Origin of the sequence: Flavobacterium paronense, from assembly GCF_030409795.1 — a bacterium.
GTDB lineage: Bacteria > Bacteroidota > Bacteroidia > Flavobacteriales > Flavobacteriaceae > Flavobacterium > Flavobacterium paronense.
This window is the reverse complement of the sequence record NZ_JAUFQN010000019.1, coordinates 1777414-1796545: the sequence shown is the minus strand read 5'-3', so window position 1 is coordinate 1796545 and position 19132 is coordinate 1777414. Positions and strand designations below refer to the sequence as shown.

At 38.9% G+C, this 19132-nt stretch carries 11 protein-coding genes, 2 tRNA genes and 3 rRNA genes; 9 read left to right on the top strand and 7 right to left on the bottom strand.

Going from position 1 to position 19132, the window contains the following annotated elements; all coding sequences use genetic code 11:
- Positions 1-3 precede the first annotated feature (3 nt).
- The 5 genes from QWY90_RS09260 to thrS all read right to left on the bottom strand — a co-directional run bounded on the left by QWY90_RS09260 (position 4) and on the right by thrS (position 4873).
- Positions 4-1431, bottom strand: coding sequence for a T9SS type A sorting domain-containing protein (locus tag QWY90_RS09260; RefSeq protein ID WP_290285599.1), 1428 nt, complete (start codon positions 1429-1431; stop codon positions 4-6).
- Positions 1432-1612: 181 nt separating this feature from the next.
- The gene (gene rplT / locus QWY90_RS09255) at positions 1613-1957 is read right to left on the bottom strand and encodes a 50S ribosomal protein L20 (protein ID WP_126745177.1); all 345 of its coding nucleotides are present in this window, start codon (positions 1955-1957) and stop codon (positions 1613-1615) included.
- A 169-nt stretch (positions 1958-2126) separates the two neighbouring features.
- Complete coding sequence (gene rpmI / locus QWY90_RS09250; RefSeq protein WP_011921545.1) at positions 2127-2324, bottom strand: 50S ribosomal protein L35; 198 nt, start codon at positions 2322-2324, stop codon at positions 2127-2129.
- Between the two features lie 25 nt (positions 2325-2349).
- The gene (gene infC / locus QWY90_RS09245) at positions 2350-2850 is read right to left on the bottom strand and encodes a translation initiation factor IF-3 (protein WP_290283953.1); all 501 of its coding nucleotides are present in this window, start codon (positions 2848-2850) and stop codon (positions 2350-2352) included.
- Between the two features lie 76 nt (positions 2851-2926).
- A complete protein-coding gene (gene thrS / locus QWY90_RS09240) occupies positions 2927-4873 on the bottom strand; it encodes a threonine--tRNA ligase (RefSeq protein ID WP_290285597.1) in 1947 nt (648 codons plus the stop codon).
- 750 nt (positions 4874-5623) lie between these two features.
- Between thrS and QWY90_RS09235 the strand changes: the two genes are divergently transcribed.
- The 5 genes from QWY90_RS09235 (at position 5624) to rrf (ending at position 10875) form a co-directional block, all read left to right on the top strand.
- Positions 5624-7135 (top strand): 16S ribosomal RNA (locus QWY90_RS09235).
- A 90-nt stretch (positions 7136-7225) separates the two neighbouring features.
- Positions 7226-7299, top strand: a tRNA-Ile gene (locus QWY90_RS09230).
- 166 nt (positions 7300-7465) lie between these two features.
- Positions 7466-7539 (top strand) — tRNA-Ala (locus tag QWY90_RS09225).
- A 191-nt stretch (positions 7540-7730) separates the two neighbouring features.
- A 23S ribosomal RNA gene (locus QWY90_RS09220) occupies positions 7731-10615 on the top strand.
- 150 nt (positions 10616-10765) lie between these two features.
- Positions 10766-10875 (top strand): 5S ribosomal RNA (rrf, locus tag QWY90_RS09215).
- The 16S, 23S and 5S rRNA genes sit together here with 2 tRNA genes alongside, the layout of an rRNA operon.
- A 455-nt stretch (positions 10876-11330) precedes the next feature.
- Here the strand turns inward: rrf and QWY90_RS09210 are convergent.
- A complete protein-coding gene (locus tag QWY90_RS09210) occupies positions 11331-11975 on the bottom strand; it encodes an endonuclease III domain-containing protein (RefSeq protein WP_290285596.1) in 645 nt (214 codons plus the stop codon).
- Positions 11976-11981: 6 nt separating this feature from the next.
- A complete protein-coding gene (locus QWY90_RS09205; RefSeq protein ID WP_290285595.1) occupies positions 11982-12845 on the bottom strand; it encodes an alpha/beta hydrolase in 864 nt (287 codons plus the stop codon).
- Positions 12846-12921: 76 nt separating this feature from the next.
- On the opposite strand from QWY90_RS09205, the gene QWY90_RS09200 reads away from it, so the two are divergent.
- The 4 genes from QWY90_RS09200 (at position 12922) to glgB (ending at position 18949) form a co-directional block, all read left to right on the top strand.
- Complete coding sequence (locus QWY90_RS09200) at positions 12922-14862, top strand: alpha-1,4-glucan--maltose-1-phosphate maltosyltransferase (RefSeq protein ID WP_290285594.1); 1941 nt, start codon at positions 12922-12924, stop codon at positions 14860-14862.
- Between the two features lie 2 nt (positions 14863-14864).
- On the top strand, positions 14865-16487 hold the full coding sequence (locus QWY90_RS09195; RefSeq protein ID WP_290285593.1) for a maltokinase N-terminal cap-like domain-containing protein: 1623 nt from the start codon (positions 14865-14867) through the stop codon (positions 16485-16487).
- A 175-nt stretch (positions 16488-16662) separates the two neighbouring features.
- Entirely contained in the window at positions 16663-16974 is a 312-nt protein-coding gene (locus QWY90_RS09190) for a GIY-YIG nuclease family protein (RefSeq protein ID WP_290285592.1), read from the top strand.
- A 70-nt stretch (positions 16975-17044) separates the two neighbouring features.
- Complete coding sequence (glgB, locus tag QWY90_RS09185; protein WP_290285591.1) at positions 17045-18949, top strand: 1,4-alpha-glucan branching protein GlgB; 1905 nt, start codon at positions 17045-17047, stop codon at positions 18947-18949.
- The last annotated feature ends 183 nt before the right edge of the window (positions 18950-19132 follow it).

Genomic DNA, 19132 nt, shown 5'->3' with positions numbered 1-19132 from the left:
CTTTTATTCTTTAATCACTTTTGCAGTGAAGGTTTCAGTTGCATTTGAAATAGCGATGAAGTACATTCCGTTAGATAATGAACTTAAATCTATATTATCCTTTTGTGTACCACTTGATTTATCCATTCTATTTTCTTGTATTGTTTGTCCTTGAATGTTAGTTACTCTCAAAGTGATTTTTGAAGCATTTTCTAAATTATAATTCACGGATACCATTCCTTTAGTTGGATTTGGATAAACACTTGCTTTTAGTAGTTTAATTTCATTAGTTGATAAAGGAGTTATTGGGCACGCTACAGCTTGAAGTGTATTGAAAGCCGTGTTACTTCCAATTCCTAATTCACCTTCCAATCCTCTTCCTGTTGACCAAACATCTGTATTAAAATCTACCGCATGTGAATGGGTATGACCTGCAGAAATTGCAGACCAAGTGTTTGCGGTACCAACTTGAGTTAAAACATTTGTATTTACCAAATTTCCTAATCCTAATTGTCCTTGATTATTGAATCCACATGACCACAATGTATTATCGTTTTTTATCGCTAATGAATGTGTTTGTCCTGCAGAAGCTTCAATATATAATGTTACTGCACCAGAATTGGCAAAACTTATAGCAATAGGAACATTAGATGCTGTGTTTGTGCCATCACCTAATTGTCCATTGGTATTGTTTCCCCAAGTATATAAAATATTGTTGCTATTAATCGCCATACTATGATCAGTGCCTGCAGAAATGACAGCCCAATTTGTGGCAGTTCCAATTTGAATAGGAACCAAACTTGTGGTATTTGTACCGTCACCTAATTGTCCGAAAGTATTATTTCCCCATGCCCAAAGTGCTCCTGATGCGTCTATGGCTAATGAATGTTGGTCGCCAGCATCAATTTTTCGCCAGTTGTTGGAAGTTCCTACTTGTGCAGGAAGATTTAAATCGGGAGTTGTGAGACCGTTACCTAATTGACCAGTAAAATCCCAGCCCCAAGACCATAGTGTTCCTGTGTTTTTGATAGCTAAACTAAAACGATTTCCTGCCGAAACTTTTAGCCAATCGGTTGCTGTTCCCACTTGAGTAACATTTGGTGTAGCTGAATTAAACACCCCATTTCCCAATTGACCAAATTGACCATTTCCCCATGCCCATAAAGTTCCAGTAGTTTTTACTGCCAAAGAATGTACAGTACCCGCAGACACTGTCAGCCAGTTTGTGTCAGTACCAATTTGAACAGGAAGATTTTGATTGGCTAAATTTCCTAATCCTAAACCTAATAAATTTGAGTTTTGACCCCAACCCCAAAGCGTACCATCGGCTTTGATGCCAAGTGTAAAATTTTGACCAGCAGAAATTTCACGCCAACAAGCTGAGCCTACTTGTGAATAAATCAACGATGAAGATGAAAAGATAAAACTTAGAATAAGTAGTAATTTTTTCATAGTAGTTTTGTTTAAGGGTGAATAAATACATTAAAATTTCTTTATTATTGATAATCAGAGAATAAAGATGATTGTAAGTTACTGTTTTTTTGAATATAAATTAGTTTTGTAAACAAAAAAAATCCAGTCGAAAGACCGGATTTTTTTATTGTAAGTAAGTTAAATAAGATTGTACAAACGTTTATTTTACTTTTTTAAGTACTGCTTTGAATGCTTCTGGGTGATTCATTGCTAAATCGGCAAGAACTTTACGGTTCAATTCGATTCCGTTAGCTTTTACTTTCCCCATAAACTGTGAATAAGACATTCCTTCTAAACGAGCTCCAGCGTTAATACGTTGAATCCATAAAGCACGAAAATTTCTTTTGTTCACTTTTCTGTCACGGTAAGCGTAGCACATTGCTTTCTCAACCGCATTTTTAGCAACCGTCCAAACGTTTTTACGACGACCAAAGAAACCTTTGGCTTGCTTCATTATCTTTTTTCTTCTTGCTCTTTTAGCAACTGAATTTACTGATCTTGGCATAATTTTTCTGTTTTTTTGTAGCAGGCGTACCGAATTTAATCAAGGTAACTTTGTGGCCATACTCCAAGGTTATTTAAATAATTTGTAACCTAAAGAATTTTTGTAATTGATAATTGATAGTTGACAATTAATAATTAATTATCCATTGTCAATTGTACATTGTCAATTATTAGATAATTCTTAATTGTTGTTTGATGCTTTTCTCATCTGTTTTGTGAACCAAAGCAGAGTGCGTTAAAGCTAATTTACGCTTTTTAGATTTTTTAGTCAGGATGTGACTTTTAAAAGCGTGTTTTCTCTTGATTTTTCCAGAGCCAGTTACTTTGAATCGCTTCTTAGCACTGGATTTTGTTTTCATTTTAGGCATTTTTTCCTAGTTTATTTAATTTAACTTACTTACTTTTCTTTTTTGGAGCAATGAACATAATCATTCTCTTTCCTTCCAGAACCGGCATTGCTTCTACTTTTCCATATTCTTCTAAATCTTGTGCCAATCGTAGCAATAAGATTTGACCTTGCTCTTTATATATAATCGAACGTCCTTTGAAGAAAACGAATGCTTTCAATTTGGAACCTTCTTTTAAAAACTTCTCAGCATTTTTTCTCTTAAATTCGTAATCGTGCTCATCAGTTTGTGGACCAAAACGAATTTCTTTTACAACAATTTGCGTAGATTTAGCTTTGAGCTGCTTATCTCTTTTCTTTTGTTCGTATATGAATTTTCCATAATCCATTAATTTACAAACAGGAGGAACTGCATTCGGAGAAATTTCTACCAAATCTACTTCTTGCTCTTCAGCTAAACGTAAAGCTTCAGTGAATTTAAATACACCTGGCTCAATGTTTTCTCCTACTAGACGAACTTCTGAAACGCCGCGAATTAATTCATTAATTCGGTGGGCTGCTGTTTTTTCTACTCGAGGACTATATCCTCTGTTGTTTCTAATTGCTATGGCTTTATTTTTTTAATTAAACTTCAAATGTTTTTAGTGTTTTTCCTATTTCTTCATTCACAATTGTTGCAAATTCTTCAATAGTAACCGAAATATTTCCTTTTCCTTCTTGTCCATGACGGCGAACAGAGATTGTTCCGTTTTTCTCTTCTTCCTCACCAACTATCAGCATAAACGGCATTTTCTGCACTTCGGCCTCTCTAATTTTCTTCCCAATCGTCTCGTTGCGGTTGTCAATTAGGGCGCGAATTTCGTGATTTTCTAGCAATTCTAAAACTTTTTTCGCATAATTTTCATATTTCTCACTTAAAGACAATATAATAGCCTGTTCCGGCATCAGCCAAAGCGGGAAATTTCCTGCCGTATGTTCGAGTAAAATTGCAATAAATCGTTCCATAGAACCAAAAGGTGCTCTGTGAATCATTACAGGTCTATGTAATTCATTGTCAGAACCTTTGTAAGTCAATTCAAAACGTTCAGGCAAGTTGTAATCAACCTGAATTGTGCCCAATTGCCATTGTCTTCCTAAAGCATCTTTTACCATGAAATCCAGTTTCGGACCATAGAATGCTGCTTCGCCATATTCAATAACATAATTCAAACCTTTGTCGCTTGCTGCACTAATGATAGCACTTTCGGCTTTTTCCCAGTTTTCATCACTTCCAATATATTTATCTCTATTTTCCTGATCTCTTAAAGAAACCTGAGCGGTAAAGTTTTCAAATCCTAATGAACCGAATACATATAGCACTAAATCGATAACTTTTTTGAACTCAGAATCCAATTGGTCTGGCGTACAGAAAATATGCGCATCATCCTGTGTAAAGCCACGAACACGAGTTAAACCATGAAGTTCTCCTGATTGTTCGTAACGGTAAACGGTTCCGAATTCAGCATAACGTTTTGGCAAATCCTTATAGGACCAAGGTTTATTGTTGTAAATCTCGCAGTGATGCGGACAGTTCATAGGTTTTAATAAAAACTCTTCGCCTTCAGCGGGAGTATGAATAGGCTGAAAACTATCAGCACCATATTTCGCATAGTGTCCAGAAGTTACATATAATTCTTTTTGCCCAATATGTGGCGTAACTACTTGCTCGTAACCCGCTTTTTTCTGCGCTTTTTTCAAAAACTGCTCTAATCTGTCTCTCAAAGCTGCTCCTCTTGGTAACCATAATGGCAAACCTTGACCAACTTTTTGTGAAAAGGCAAACAATTCTAATTCTTTTCCTAATTTTCTATGATCACGACGTTTCGCTTCTTCAAGTAATTCTAAGTATTCAGTCAAGTCTTTCTGCTTCGGAAAAGAAACTCCATAAACTCTTGTCAACTGCTTGTTCTTTTCATCACCACGCCAATAAGCACCGGCAACGCTCATGATTTTCATAGCCTTGATGATTCCAGTATTCGGAATATGACCACCACGACACAAATCGAAGAAGTTAGCATGGTCACAAAACGTAATGGTTCCGTCTTCTAAATTCGAAATCAGTTCGGTTTTGTACTCATTATTTTTATAAACTTCCAAAGCTTCTGCTTTAGAAACCGGACGCATTTTAAATTCATGCTTCTCTCTCGAAACTTCTAAAACGCGGTCCTCTATTTTTTTAAAATCGGCATCCGTAATTTTTTGGTCACCAAAATCCACATCATAATAAAAGCCATTGTCAATAGCCGGTCCAAGCGTTAATTTAATTCCTGGAAATTGCTCTTCCAAAACCTGCGCCATTACATGCGAAGTCGAATGCCAAAAAGCTTTTTTGCCTTCCTTGTCATTCCACGTATATAATATAAGAGAACCGTCGGTGGTTAATTCCGTTTCCGTTTCAACTGTTGTACCATTAAAAGCAGCCGAAATCACATTTCGAGCTAATCCTTCACTGATGCTTTTTGCAACATCCATCGGAGTTGTGCCTTTCGCAAACTCCTTAACCGAACCGTCAGGTAGCGTAATCTTTATCATTCCTAAAATTTTATGGACTGCAAATATATAAGATTAACAAAACACATACAATATATAGAGCGTAATATATTAAAGTATTTTAGGAGCACACCTATTCCTGTTCTCAGGAAGTTCAGTCCCGCTATCCGCGCTACGAGGTAGCTGCTGCTATCGGGGCTAAAGACACGTTAAGCTATATCCATGACATAAGCATTCCCCTCTTGAGGGGTGGCCGCAGGCCGGGGTGGTAAAATATCATACGCTTAAAGTATGGCCAAGCATAGATACTCCATAGATAAAGCGTACATAGAGCGTATTTAAGCGTTGTGGATTATGTAAAACAGGTTTTTCAATGTAGCTTTTTATAAATCCACGATGTAAAGCTATTGTAAACTACAAGTTATCAACATCTTAAAAAAAAGGCAAAAAAACCTCAAAAAACATTTGGATTGAGGTTGAATTAGTTTTTATATTTGCACCCCGCAAGAGATTAAAAGTTCATAATAATACTGAAAAAACGAGGAATTAAAATAATTCAAAAATAATTTTAAAAAGCCTTGTTAGTTAGAAAAGAATAGTTACTTTTGCACCCGCTTTGAGAATGAAGGCGGATTAAAATTAGAATAAACGTTCATAGACATATTGAATTGACAGCCGTTTTAACAGAGATGTTAAAACAACAAAAGAGAGTAAGAGAATCGAAAAGATTTGAATAAAAGACTAGCCTTTGTCTAAATTACGATGCAGATAGCGATATCAGCATAACAATATACGATGAAGAGTTTGATCCTGGCTCAGGATGAACGCTAGCGGCAGGCTTAACACATGCAAGTCGAGGGGTAAGGTAGCAATATCTGAGACCGGCGCACGGGTGCGTAACGCGTATGCAATCTACCTTTTACAGAGGGATAGCCCAGAGAAATTTGGATTAATACCTCATAGCATAGCAACTTCGCATGAAGTCACTATTAAAGTTCCAACGGTAAAAGATGAGCATGCGTCCTATTAGCTAGATGGTAAGGTAACGGCTTACCATGGCTACGATAGGTAGGGGTCCTGAGAGGGAGATCCCCCACACTGGTACTGAGACACGGACCAGACTCCTACGGGAGGCAGCAGTGAGGAATATTGGACAATGGGCGCAAGCCTGATCCAGCCATGCCGCGTGCAGGAAGACGCATCTATGGTGTGTAAACTGCTTTTGTACGGGAAGAAACACTCCTACGTGTAGGAGCTTGACGGTACCGTAAGAATAAGGATCGGCTAACTCCGTGCCAGCAGCCGCGGTAATACGGAGGATCCAAGCGTTATCCGGAATCATTGGGTTTAAAGGGTCCGTAGGCGGTTTGGTAAGTCAGTGGTGAAAGCCCATCGCTTAACGATGGAACGGCCATTGATACTGCCAGACTTGAATTACTAGGAAGTAACTAGAATATGTAGTGTAGCGGTGAAATGCTTAGATATTACATGGAATACCAATTGCGAAGGCAGGTTACTACTAGTGGATTGACGCTGATGGACGAAAGCGTGGGGAGCGAACAGGATTAGATACCCTGGTAGTCCACGCCGTAAACGATGGATACTAGCTGTTGGGCGCAAGCTCAGTGGCTAAGCGAAAGTGATAAGTATCCCACCTGGGGAGTACGTTCGCAAGAATGAAACTCAAAGGAATTGACGGGGGCCCGCACAAGCGGTGGAGCATGTGGTTTAATTCGATGATACGCGAGGAACCTTACCAAGGCTTAAATGTAGATTGACCGGTTTGGAAACAGACTTTTCGCAAGACAATTTACAAGGTGCTGCATGGTTGTCGTCAGCTCGTGCCGTGAGGTGTCAGGTTAAGTCCTATAACGAGCGCAACCCCTGTTGTTAGTTGCCAGCGAGTCAAGTCGGGAACTCTAACAAGACTGCCAGTGTAAACTGTGAGGAAGGTGGGGATGACGTCAAATCATCACGGCCCTTACGCCTTGGGCTACACACGTGCTACAATGGACGGTACAGAGAGCAGCCACTACGTGAGTAGGAGCGAATCTATAAAACCGTTCTCAGTTCGGATCGGAGTCTGCAACTCGACTCCGTGAAGCTGGAATCGCTAGTAATCGGATATCAGCCATGATCCGGTGAATACGTTCCCGGGCCTTGTACACACCGCCCGTCAAGCCATGGAAGCTGGGGGTACCTGAAGTCGGTGACCGTAAGGAGCTGCCTAGGGTAAAACTGGTAACTAGGGCTAAGTCGTAACAAGGTAGCCGTACCGGAAGGTGCGGCTGGAACACCTCCTTTCTAGAGACGATAAGAAGGACTAGGCCTTCAAAGATTACAATTCCATTACTCTCGCTGTTAGTTCAAATATTATAATAAGCAAAAAAACAGAGTCTCGTAGCTCAGCTGGTTAGAGTACTACACTGATAATGTAGGGGTCCCCAGTTCGAGTCTGGGCGGGACTACTTTTTAATTAACAATTGCTTCGCCAGTTCGCTTACGCTCGGGTGATAATTAACAATTGATAATTAAAGTAAACTGTAAAAGCTTAAAAAGGAAATTCTAGAATTGGTTAAAAACTCAATTGAAAAAATAATTATCAATTATCAATTGACAATTATCCATTAGATTGGGGGATTAGCTCAGCTGGCTAGAGCGCCTGCCTTGCACGCAGGAGGTCATCGGTTCGACTCCGATATTCTCCACAAATTGATTTGAAGATTAATCAATTTGAAGATTTGAAGATTCATTTTCAAATTCTCAAATCATCAAATTTTCAAATTAATAAAGTTCATTGACATATTGAGATAAGAAAATATTTAAAAAGTAGAAAGCGTTTGCTACTAGTAATAGTGGTAAACAAAAAACAACGGCACATTTAATTATGTGTTGGGTACAATAAGCAAAATAAGGGCGTATGGGGGATGCCTAGGCTCTCAGAGGCGATGAAAGGCGTGATAAGCTGCGAAAAGCTACGGGGATTGGCACACACGAATTGATCCGTAGATACCTGAATGGGGCAACCCGGCATGTTGAAGACATGTCACTCCGATAGGAGAGCAAACCCGCTGAACTGAAACATCTAAGTAGGCGGAGGAGAAGAAAACAAAAGTGATTCCGTAAGTAGTGGCGAGCGAACGCGGATTAGCCCAAACCAGTGTTGTTACGGCAATTCTGGGGTTGTAGGACCACGACATTTCTTGCGGATTGAATTAGAATAACCTGGAAAGGTTAACCACAGAGGGTGATAGTCCCGTATAAGTAAGAGAAGATAAGGATAGTGGTATCCTGAGTAGGGCGGGGCACGTGAAACCCTGTCTGAATTTGGCGGGACCATCCGCTAAGGCTAAATACTCCTGAGAGACCGATAGTGAACCAGTACCGTGAGGGAAAGGTGAAAAGAACCGTGAATAACGGAGTGAAATAGATCCTGAAACCATACGCTTACAAGCGGTCGGAGCCCTTTCGTGGGGTGACGGCGTGCCTTTTGCATAATGAGCCTACGAGTTAACGTTGCTGGCAAGGTTAAGTGATTAAGTCACGGATCCGTAGCGAAAGCGAGTCTGAATAGGGCGCTTTAGTCAGTAGTGTTAGACGCGAAACCGTGTGATCTACCCATGGGCAGGATGAAGCTGTGGTAACACATAGTGGAGGTCCGAACCGGTTGACGTTGAAAAGTCTTCGGATGACCTGTGGGTAGGGGTGAAAGGCCAATCAAACTCGGAAATAGCTCGTACTCCCCGAAATGCATTTAGGTGCAGCGTTGGTTATAAAGTTATATAGAGGTAGAGCTACTGATTGGATGCGGGGGCTTCACCGCCTACCAATTCCTGACAAACTCCGAATGCTATATAATGTTCACCAACAGTGAGGGCTTGGGTGCTAAGGTCCAAGTCCGAGAGGGAAAGAACCCAGACCATCAGCTAAGGTCCCAAAATCTATACTAAGTTGAAATAACGAGGTTTGTCTGCCCAGACAGCTAGGATGTTGGCTTGGAAGCAGCCATTCATTTAAAGAGTGCGTAACAGCTCACTAGTCGAGCGGACGAGCATGGATAATAATCGGGCATAAGTATAGTACCGAAGCTATGGATTTGTATGTAAATACAAGTGGTAGGGGAGCATTCTAACAGGGTTGAAGGTGTGTCGTAAGGCATGCTGGACTGGTTAGAAAAGAAAATGTAGGCATAAGTAACGATAATGCGGGCGAGAAACCCGCACACCGAAAGACTAAGGTTTCCTCAGCTATGCTAATCAGCTGAGGGTTAGTCGGGTCCTAAGGCGAACCCGAAAGGGACAGTCGATGGCTAACGGGTTAATATTCCCGTACTACTGTTAATTGTGATGGAGTGACGGAGTGATGAAAGCGCCGCGAACTGACGGAATAGTTCGTTAAAGCACCTACCTATAAGTCTTGTAGTTAAATGCGCAGGATTTGGGGAAATGCGATAGTACACGGAGTCTTCGGACAAAGTGATAGTGCGCCTAAGGGCTTCCAAGAAAACCTTCTAAACTTAGATTAACAGTACCCGTACCGTAAACCGACACAGGTAGTCGAGGAGAGAATCCTAAGGTGCTCGAGAGATTCATGGCTAAGGAATTAGGCAAAATAGACCTGTAACTTCGGGAGAAAGGTCGCCCTCAGTAATGAGGGCCGCAGTGAAGAGGTCCAGGCGACTGTTTATCAAAAACACAGGGCTCTGCAAAATCGTAAGATGAAGTATAGGGCCTGACACCTGCCCGGTGCTGGAAGGTTAAGAGGAGATGTTATTCGCAAGAAGAAGCATTGAATTGAAGCCCCAGTAAACGGCGGCCGTAACTATAACGGTCCTAAGGTAGCGAAATTCCTTGTCGGGTAAGTTCCGACCTGCACGAATGGTGTAACGATCTGGACACTGTCTCAGCCATGAGCTCGGTGAAATTGTAGTAGCGGTGAAGATGCCGCTTACCCGCAATGGGACGAAAAGACCCTGTGCACCTTTACTATAGCTTAGTATTGGTCTTGGATAAGTGATGTGTAGGATAGGTGGGAGACTATGAAGTGGCGTCGCCAGGCGTTGTGGAGTCATTGTTGAAATACCACCCTTTGCTTATCTGAGGTCTAACCCCGTAATTCGGGGGACATTGCTTGGTGGGTAGTTTGACTGGGGTGGTCGCCTCCAAAAGAGTAACGGAGGCTTCTAAAGGTTCCCTCAGCACGCTTGGTAACCGTGCGTAGAGTGCAATGGCATAAGGGAGCTTGACTGAGAGACATACAGGTCGATCAGGTACGAAAGTAGAGCATAGTGATCCGGTGGTTCCGCATGGAAGGGCCATCGCTCAAAGGATAAAAGGTACGCCGGGGATAACAGGCTGATCTCCCCCAAGAGCTCATATCGACGGGGGGGTTTGGCACCTCGATGTCGGCTCGTCACATCCTGGGGCTGGAGAAGGTCCCAAGGGTTGGGCTGTTCGCCCATTAAAGTGGCACGCGAGCTGGGTTCAGAACGTCGTGAGACAGTTCGGTCTCTATCTATTGTGGGCGCAAGAAATTTGAGTGGATCTGATTCTAGTACGAGAGGACCGAATTGGACAAACCTCTGGTGTATCTGTTGTTCCGCCAGGAGCACCGCAGAGTAGCTACGTTTGGAAGGGATAAGCGCTGAAAGCATATAAGCGCGAAACCCACCACAAGATGAGATTTCTTTTAAGGGTCGTAGGAGATGACTACGTTGATAGGCTATAGATGTAAAGGCAGTAATGTCATAGTCGAGTAGTACTAATAACCCGTAAGCTTATGTACACCGCTTGCGCCCCTTCGGGGGCGCAGCAAACTTTCTTTCTTTTTAAACAATTTTTATCTCAGTATGTTAAGATATTGTCCAATTGATAATTAACAATTAATAATTGATAATTAACGTTGGAAATAGTTGCTCAAGCAATTATAACCTTTTAAGGTGGTTATTGCGTCGGGGCTCACCTCTTCCCATTCCGAACAGAGAAGTTAAGCCCGACTGCGCAGATGGTACTGCAGTTATGTGGGAGAGTATGTCGCTGCCTTTTTTTAGAAAGCCCTTCACGAAAGTGAAGGGCTTTTTTGTTACCTATATAACATCCCTACGGGATTGGCGAACTAAAGTTCGCGTACCTACCTGCCGGCAGAAAGGCTTTTTTTAGAAAACACTATTCATTTATTTGGATAGGGTTTTTTGTTTTATAAGGTTTTGATAAATCAAAACTACCTGAAGCCCACTGGACTTCCTCCTCTTAATATCAAAGATTTTTTGTTTTCAATACGGTGGACAAAATGTCGACGCATTGGAAAACAAAATATTGTAGCCGCGTCGACAAAATGTCCAAGCCGCTTCGATAAAATGTTCAAGCTGCGTCGACAAAATGTTGAAGCCTTATAAATAAAAACTTGAGGCTGCGTCAACAAATTTTTCAGGCAGCCTCGAATAAATGTTGAAGCCTTAGTATTACTTTCTTTTTTAATTCCGAATTTGTCGCCATAATCTTTAAATCGTTTTTAAAGGATATTGGCAAACATTTTGAATAGGACATTCTGAGCACTTTGGATTGGTTGGTCTGCAGGTTTCTCTTCCTAGAAAAGAAATAGCCATTCCTATTTCACCCCAAATTTCTTTAGGTAAAGTTTGCATTAATAGCTTTTCTACTTTGTTTCCGTCGTTTGCTTCTGGTATGATTCTGGTTCGTGGAGCCACTCGAATAACATGTAAATCAGCAATAATTCCCTCGGCGGGAGAATTTGTTTCTCGCAGGATAACATTGGCAGATTTTCTTCCAATACCTTTTAGAGCTACCAATTCATCCATTGTTGTTGGAATGTTTTTATCAGTTTTGAGTGTTTGCGCAATTTCGATAAGCCAACTTGCCTTTGTTCCGAAGTTTCTAACTTTTGAGATGTATGGTATTAATGCCTCTATATTGGAAACCGCTAAACTTTCCATATTTGGATATATCTCAAATAGTGGAGGAGCAATTTTGTTAATATTGGCATCAGAATCTTGAGCGGATAGAACAACCATTACTAGAAGTTGATAGGTATTTTGATGGTCTAAAGGATGTTTTTTTCCTTTGTATTTGGCGATTAATGGTTTAAGGATTTCTGCCCAGTTTGGTGTTTCGTTAAATAGTTCCATTGTATTTTAATTTGAAATAAAGTTAAGAATACTTTCAATTACTTTTTTATCTCCTAAAATTTTTCGGTGTCCCAATTTCTCTGTAATAAGAATTTCACCTTTCTTTAAATTGCGATGAATATTATAAGCTGCTTTGACCGATATTTCATCATCGTGTTCATCATGAATAATCAGAACAGGAATTTCTACTGATTTGGCTGCAAAACTTGCGGAATAACTTTCCATTTCTACTCCAAATTTTTTCTCAAAATGTATTTTCATCCTATATGCTGTTTCGTATTTTAACTCTAATTTTAAAACAAAATCGTCTAAAATATCTTGAATTATATCGCCACTACCAATAATAACAGCTTTCTTAATTGATAAACCTTGTTTAATAGCATTCAAAATTGACATACCACCAAGAGAATGTCCGATAGCAAATTCAAACGGACCAAATTGTTTTTCAATTTCTAAAATCGAAGCAATAAATTCAGTCATTATAGTGGTTTTACTTCCTGACTTTCCGTGTGCCGGAGCATCAAAACTGATAGTTGAGAATCCTTTTTGAAGCAGTTCGTCAGCAATTTTAAACAATTGTGTTCCTCTTCCGGACCAACCATGGGCTAATAATACTTTGCGTTTACTTTCTCCATATTGGTAAATTACAATCTCTTTATTTATTTTAGGGATAAATAGCTTTGTTTGTATACTTTTTTCTTCCATGTGTAATTCTCGCTTCGGAATGCTGTGTTTTAGAGGTGTTGTAAATAGTTTAGCGGCAAAAAGAGTTGCTAATTTTGGCGAAATTGCTTGTAATAATTTAGCTGTTCGTGTAATTACTTTAGGAATTTGCAATGATTGATTGGGTATGTCGCTTTTTTTTGTCATTTCAATAAAATTTTACTGCAATTTATAAGGTATTATATTTTTTTCTAAATTACAACTTCCTAAAATTACAATTAAAATGCAAAACCAAACCCGAATAATAATTGAAAATGTTTCTCCACAACTTGACGGTGGAGCTTTTTTTATCAAACGAATTGTAGGTCAAAAAGTTGTTGTTACTGCTAATGTTTTTTCTGATGGTCATGATGTAGTTGCTTGCAGTGTGAAGTTTAAACACGAAAAAGACAAAAAATGGCAAGAAGTTAGAATGTTCGAAACAGGGAATGATGAATGGAGAGCTGAATTTAAAGTTGATAAACAAGGGTTTTATTCCTATTTAGTTGAAGGTTGGGTTGATTATGCCTTAAATTGGCAACACGGAACACAACGAAAAATAGAAGATAATCAGCAGGTAAAATCAGAGCTGTTGGAAGGAGCCGAATATTGTCAGGCAATTTTAAAAGAAGTTTCTGCTGCAGAAAAAACGTATTTGACTTCAGCCATAAAAGCATTTCAGGATGAAAAACAATATGATAAAGCAATAGCCATTGCATTGTCATCAGAATTACATGAAATATTTAAACACCATCCAACTCGAACATTAGCCAACATATCTTCTGAATTAAAGATTTATGTAGATAGAAAAAAAGCCTTATTCAGCACCTGGTATGAATTTTTTCCACGTTCGGCATCACAAGAAAAAGGCAAGCATGGAACTTTTAAAGATTGTGAAAAATTGTTGACCAGAGTTGCCGCTATGGGTTTTGATACCTTATATTTCCCGCCAATTCATCCTATTGGAGAAGTAAATAGAAAAGGAAAAAATAACGCTACAAACGCAGCAAAAGGTGATGTAGGTTCGCCTTGGGGAATTGGTTCCAAACATGGAGGGCATAAAGCAACTCATCCCGAATTAGGTACAATTGAAGATTTTAAATCATTGGTTCAAGCGGCAAAAAGACTAAATATAGAAGTTGCTATGGATTATGCTTTGCAAGCAGCACCCGATCATCCGTATGTGAAAGATTTTCCACAATGGTTCAAATGGCGTCCAGACGGAACAGTACAATATGCTGAAAATCCACCTAAGAAATACCAAGATATTCAACCCATTTATTTTGAAAGTGGCGATTGGAAAAACCTGTGGAAAGAGTTATTAGATGTTGCTTTATTTTGGGTTGAAGAATGTGATATTAAAGTTTTCAGAGTGGATAATCCACATACAAAACCCTTTTATTTTTGGGGTTGGCTTATTGCTGAAATCAAGAAAAAGCATCCTGATGTATTGTTTTTAGCGGAAGCTTTTACGCGTCCAAAGATTATGCATGAGTTGGCTAAACAAGGGTTCACCCAATCCTATACTTATTTTACATGGAGAAACACCAAAGCCGAACTGATTGAATATGTTGAAGAATTAACCAAAACAGAACAAAGCGAATTCTTCCGCCCAAACTTCTGGCCAAATACGCCTGATATTTTACCGTATGCTTTACAAAGCGGACATGAAAGCGTATACCTTCACAAATATTTTTTGGCAGCGACTTTGAGTTCTAGTATTGGAATTTATGGGCCAGTTTACGAATACATGGTTTCAGACGCAATGCCAGGAAAGGAAGAATATCACAACTCTGAGAAGTATGAATTTTACAACTGGGATTGGACAGTTCAGAACAAATTAATCACTGTAATTTCAAGATTAAATAAAATCAGACACGAGCAACCATCGTTGCAACAAACCAATAACATACAGTTTTGTGCTACCGATAGCGACCAAGTTTTGGCGTACTACAAATACGATGATGACAAATTGGACGAAACTTTGATGGTTTGCAGTATTGATCCTTATTATGCAAAACAAACTTGGGTTCAATTACCTTTACAAGCATTAGGAATCCAAGCAGGTCAGCCCATTCGCGTTGTTGAATTGATTACCGGAAATAGTTATATCTGGGATAAAGAATGGAACTTTGTAGAATTAAATCCAGCTTTGCCATTCCATTTATTTAAAATATTGAAATAACCATGGAAAACGATAACCAAGATACTTTTTCGACCCCATTTGTTTTTAAAACTGATTGGAAACATGCATTTGAAGATGAAGAGTTTATCAAGGTATTCTCATCGGATATTTTAGAAAATTACATCATCAATAAACGATGGTATGGCGGAAAGGCAAGTACTTTGAAGTATATTGAAGTGGTAGACCATTTTAAAATTACTTCTAAGAAGAATGTTTATTTTGGTGTCTTGCTTGAAGTGAATTTTAAGGAAGCGTTTTATCAGCATTATTTTATGCCTTTGGCTTTTATGGCTGAAGAAGAATTAGATACTAATACGATAATCGCTCCAGTAAAAATGGGCCGTCAAAAAGGTTTTTTGGTAGATGCTTTACATCAGGAAGACTTCAGAAAACTATTGTTTGAAAATATAGCGCAATCAAAAAATAATCCCGAGTTAAAACTGGTTTTTCACAAAGGAAACAAGTTTGATGATAAAGAATACAAGTCTTCAAAATTCATGGGTGTCGAGCAAAGTAACACCTCTATCATCTACAATAATGCATTCGTTTTAAAGATTTTCCGCCGAATTTATGTCAGCACCAATCCCGATTATGAGATTAGCCGTTTCCTTACGGAGCGTATGAATTTTAAAAGTTCGCCTGCGTATGTCGGAAGCATCAGTTTGGCTTTGCCTGAAGGAAATATCACATTAGGTTTGATGCAGGAATTGGTACCCAATCAAGGCGATGCGTGGAAGTTTATGTTAGAAGAAATTGATGTAGTTTTTAGTAATCTGAAAACTAAGAAAATCAAAATTGATAAGTTGCCCGATATTCCGTTGTTCAAACGCGTGAAGATTAACGATATTCCACATGAGATTATAGATTGGGTTGGATTGAGTTTGTTTCTTCGTATTCAAACCATGGCAAAACGCACGGCTGAAATGCACATCGCACTTGGCGGAGATATACACGATACGGCTTTTACGCCAACAACATACAATGGCGATTACACCGTTTGGTTGAAAAACAGAATGTTATATCAGTTTCAAAACCGACTGAATATTATTGAAAATAGTTTGCATAAATTAGATGGTTTAGCGCTTGAATTAGCACACCAGTTTATGGAAAATAAAAAGATGGTTCGTAAGCATTTTGTTGATTTCGACTGGACGAAAATGAAATCAGAGCGCATCCGAATTCACGGCGATTATCATTTAGGACAAATTTTAGTCAACGGTGATGATTTTTATCTTCTCGATTTTGAAGGTGAACCCGAAAGTACCATTCGTGATCGAAAAGTTAAGCAACCGCCATTGAAAGATGTTGCTGGATTATTCCGTTCTTTTCACTACGCCATTTATGCAACGATTTTCAACAACAAAGACAAATATCCGTTTGATCAAGAGCATCTTTTTAAAGCTGCCGAAATATTGTTTAATTACTTCGTAGGAACCTTTTTGGAAACCTATGTCGAGAAAGCACAAGCAGGAAATCTGAATATTGGGTACAACCATGAAATTGATTTCCTTTTAAAATATTGCCTGATAGAAAAAGCAGTTTACGAATTGGGTTATGAGTTAAACTCTCGTCCGCGTTGGGCTGTGATTCCGTTAAGAGGAATTCAGAGTATTATGGGGTATTAGGAGCGAAAGGCTCGGGCATTATAGCAGGCTATGTTCCCGCTTTCTGTCTCGTTCCAAAAAACGAGACTGCCAATCGGGGCTAGTTAGGATTTGAATTGATTAGAAAATTGTAATCGATTATAGAGATTGTCACCCTGAGCGCAGTCGAAGGGCTCATAGTTACTAAGAAATAAGAATGAAGTTTTATTACGTTTATATATTAAGATGTAATGATAATTCCCTTTACACCGGAATTACCAACAATTTGGAAAGAAGAGTAAACGAGCATAATGATGGAAAGTTACCCGATGCTTATACTTTCAAAAGAAGACTAGTATTTTTGGAATGGTTTCAAGATTTTACTGAACCAAACCAAGCTATTTATTTTGAAAAGAAATTAAAACGATGGTCAAAAGCAAAGAAAGAAGCGTTGATAAAAGGAGATTTTGACATGATTGAAACATTGGCAGAGTGCAGAAATGCAACACATTATAAATACAAACCATAAAGCCCTTCGACTGCGCTCAGGGTGACAAACCGCAGACAACGGACAACTGATAACTAACAACAATAACAAAATGAACCAAGTACAAGTACATTCCCTTTTTACCGATTTTGATATCGATTTATTCAAAGCAGGAAAACATTTCAGATTATACGAAAAAATGGGTGCGCATCTTACCGAAGTCAACGGTGTCAAAGGCGTTTATTTTGCCGTTTGGGCACCATCGGCACGTTCGGTTTCTGTCGTTGGCGATTTCAATTATTGGATTCAAGGCGAGCATCTGTTAAATGTGCGTTGGGATAGTTCGGGAATCTGGGAAGGCTTTATTCCGGGTGTAGAAAAAGGCACAACTTATAAATATAAAATTCAGTCCAACAACAACGGAATTATTACAGAAAAAGCGGATCCGTTTGCGTTGTATTGTGAACATCCGCCACAAACAGCTTCTATTATATGGGATTTAGACTATAAGTGGAAAGACAAAAAATGGATGGATATCCGTAAAGACAAAAATGGTTTAGATAACCCTTTTTCGGTATATGAAGTGCATTTGGGTTCATGGCGCAGAAACAGCGAAGGTAAATTTTTGACTTATCTTGAACTGGCTGACCAATTGGTTGATTACGTTAAAGAAACCGGTTTTACGCATGTCGAGTTTATGCCAATTATGGAATATCCTTATGATCCTTCTTGGGGTTATCAGTTGGTAGGCTATTTTGCACCAACTTCACGCTTCGGTAAGCCACAGGATTTTATGGTTTTAGTTGATAAATTACACCAAGCCGGAATTGGAGTGATATTAGATTGGGTTCCATCACATTTCCCTGATGATGCTCATGGTTTAGGATTTTTTGATGGTTCAAATCTTTACGAACATCCGGACAGACGAAAAGGCTATCATCCTGATTGGAAGAGTTTGGTGTTCAACTATGGAAGAAATGAAGTGCGTTCTTTCTTGATCAGCAATGCTATTTTCTGGTTGAAAAATTATCATGCTGATGGATTACGAGTTGATGCTGTTGCGTCAATGTTATACTTAGATTATTCTAGAGAAGATGGCGAATGGGAGCCGAATATATACGGTGGAAGAGAAAACCTGGACACCATTAGTTTCTTAAAAGATTTCAACGAAGCGGTATATGCCGATTTTCCTGATACGCAAACTATTGCTGAAGAAAGCACGAGTTTTCCAATGGTTTCCAGACCAACATTTATTGGTGGTTTAGGTTTCGGGATGAAATGGATGATGGGTTGGATGCACGATACATTACAGTATTTCAAAAAAGAAAGTGTCTACAGAAAATACCATCAAAACGATTTGACTTTCTCAATGACCTATGCTTTTACCGAGAATTTTATGTTGCCGTTATCACACGATGAAGTTGTTTATGGTAAGCAATCAATTTTAGGAAGAATGCCAGGTGACGAATGGCAGAAATTTGCTAATTTACGTTTGCTATATGGTTATATGTTTACGCATCCCGGAGGTAAATTATTGTTTCAAGGTGCAGAATTTGGACAAAGCTCTGAATGGAATTTTGAAGGAAGTTTGGATTGGCATTTATTGCAATTTGGTTACCATGCGGGTATCAAAAAATGCATAACCGATTTGAATGCGCTATACAAAAGCAATCCGGCTTTTTATGAAAAGCAATTCCATGTAGATGGTTTTGAATGGATCAATTATTCCGATGCTGAAAATGCAGTTTTGAGTTATATCCGTAAAGGAAACAACGAAAAAGAAAGCTTAATTGTGATATGTAATTTTACGCCTGTTGTTCGCGAGAAATATAGAATTGGCTTACCAACAAAAGGAAAACTTACTCAAATCTTCAACTCTGACAGCACAGAATATGGTGGAAGTGGAGTCGTAACATCCAAGCCAATCAAAATTGAAAATATGCCTTGGAATTATAGAGATTATTCAGCGGAGTTAGTCTTGCCGCCATTGGGAGTTACGGTTTATAAGATTTCGTAAAAGCATATATTTGATTTGCCACGAATACACGAATAACTTTTTGTTTTTTATTTAAAACATATTCGTGCATTCGTGGCTAACTTTTTATCACTATTCGCAAACGTTGTAGTTAAAAACTACTATAATAAGTTGATGTGATTTAGATTTCATCTTTGTAAATTTGACCACAATACATTAAAAAAT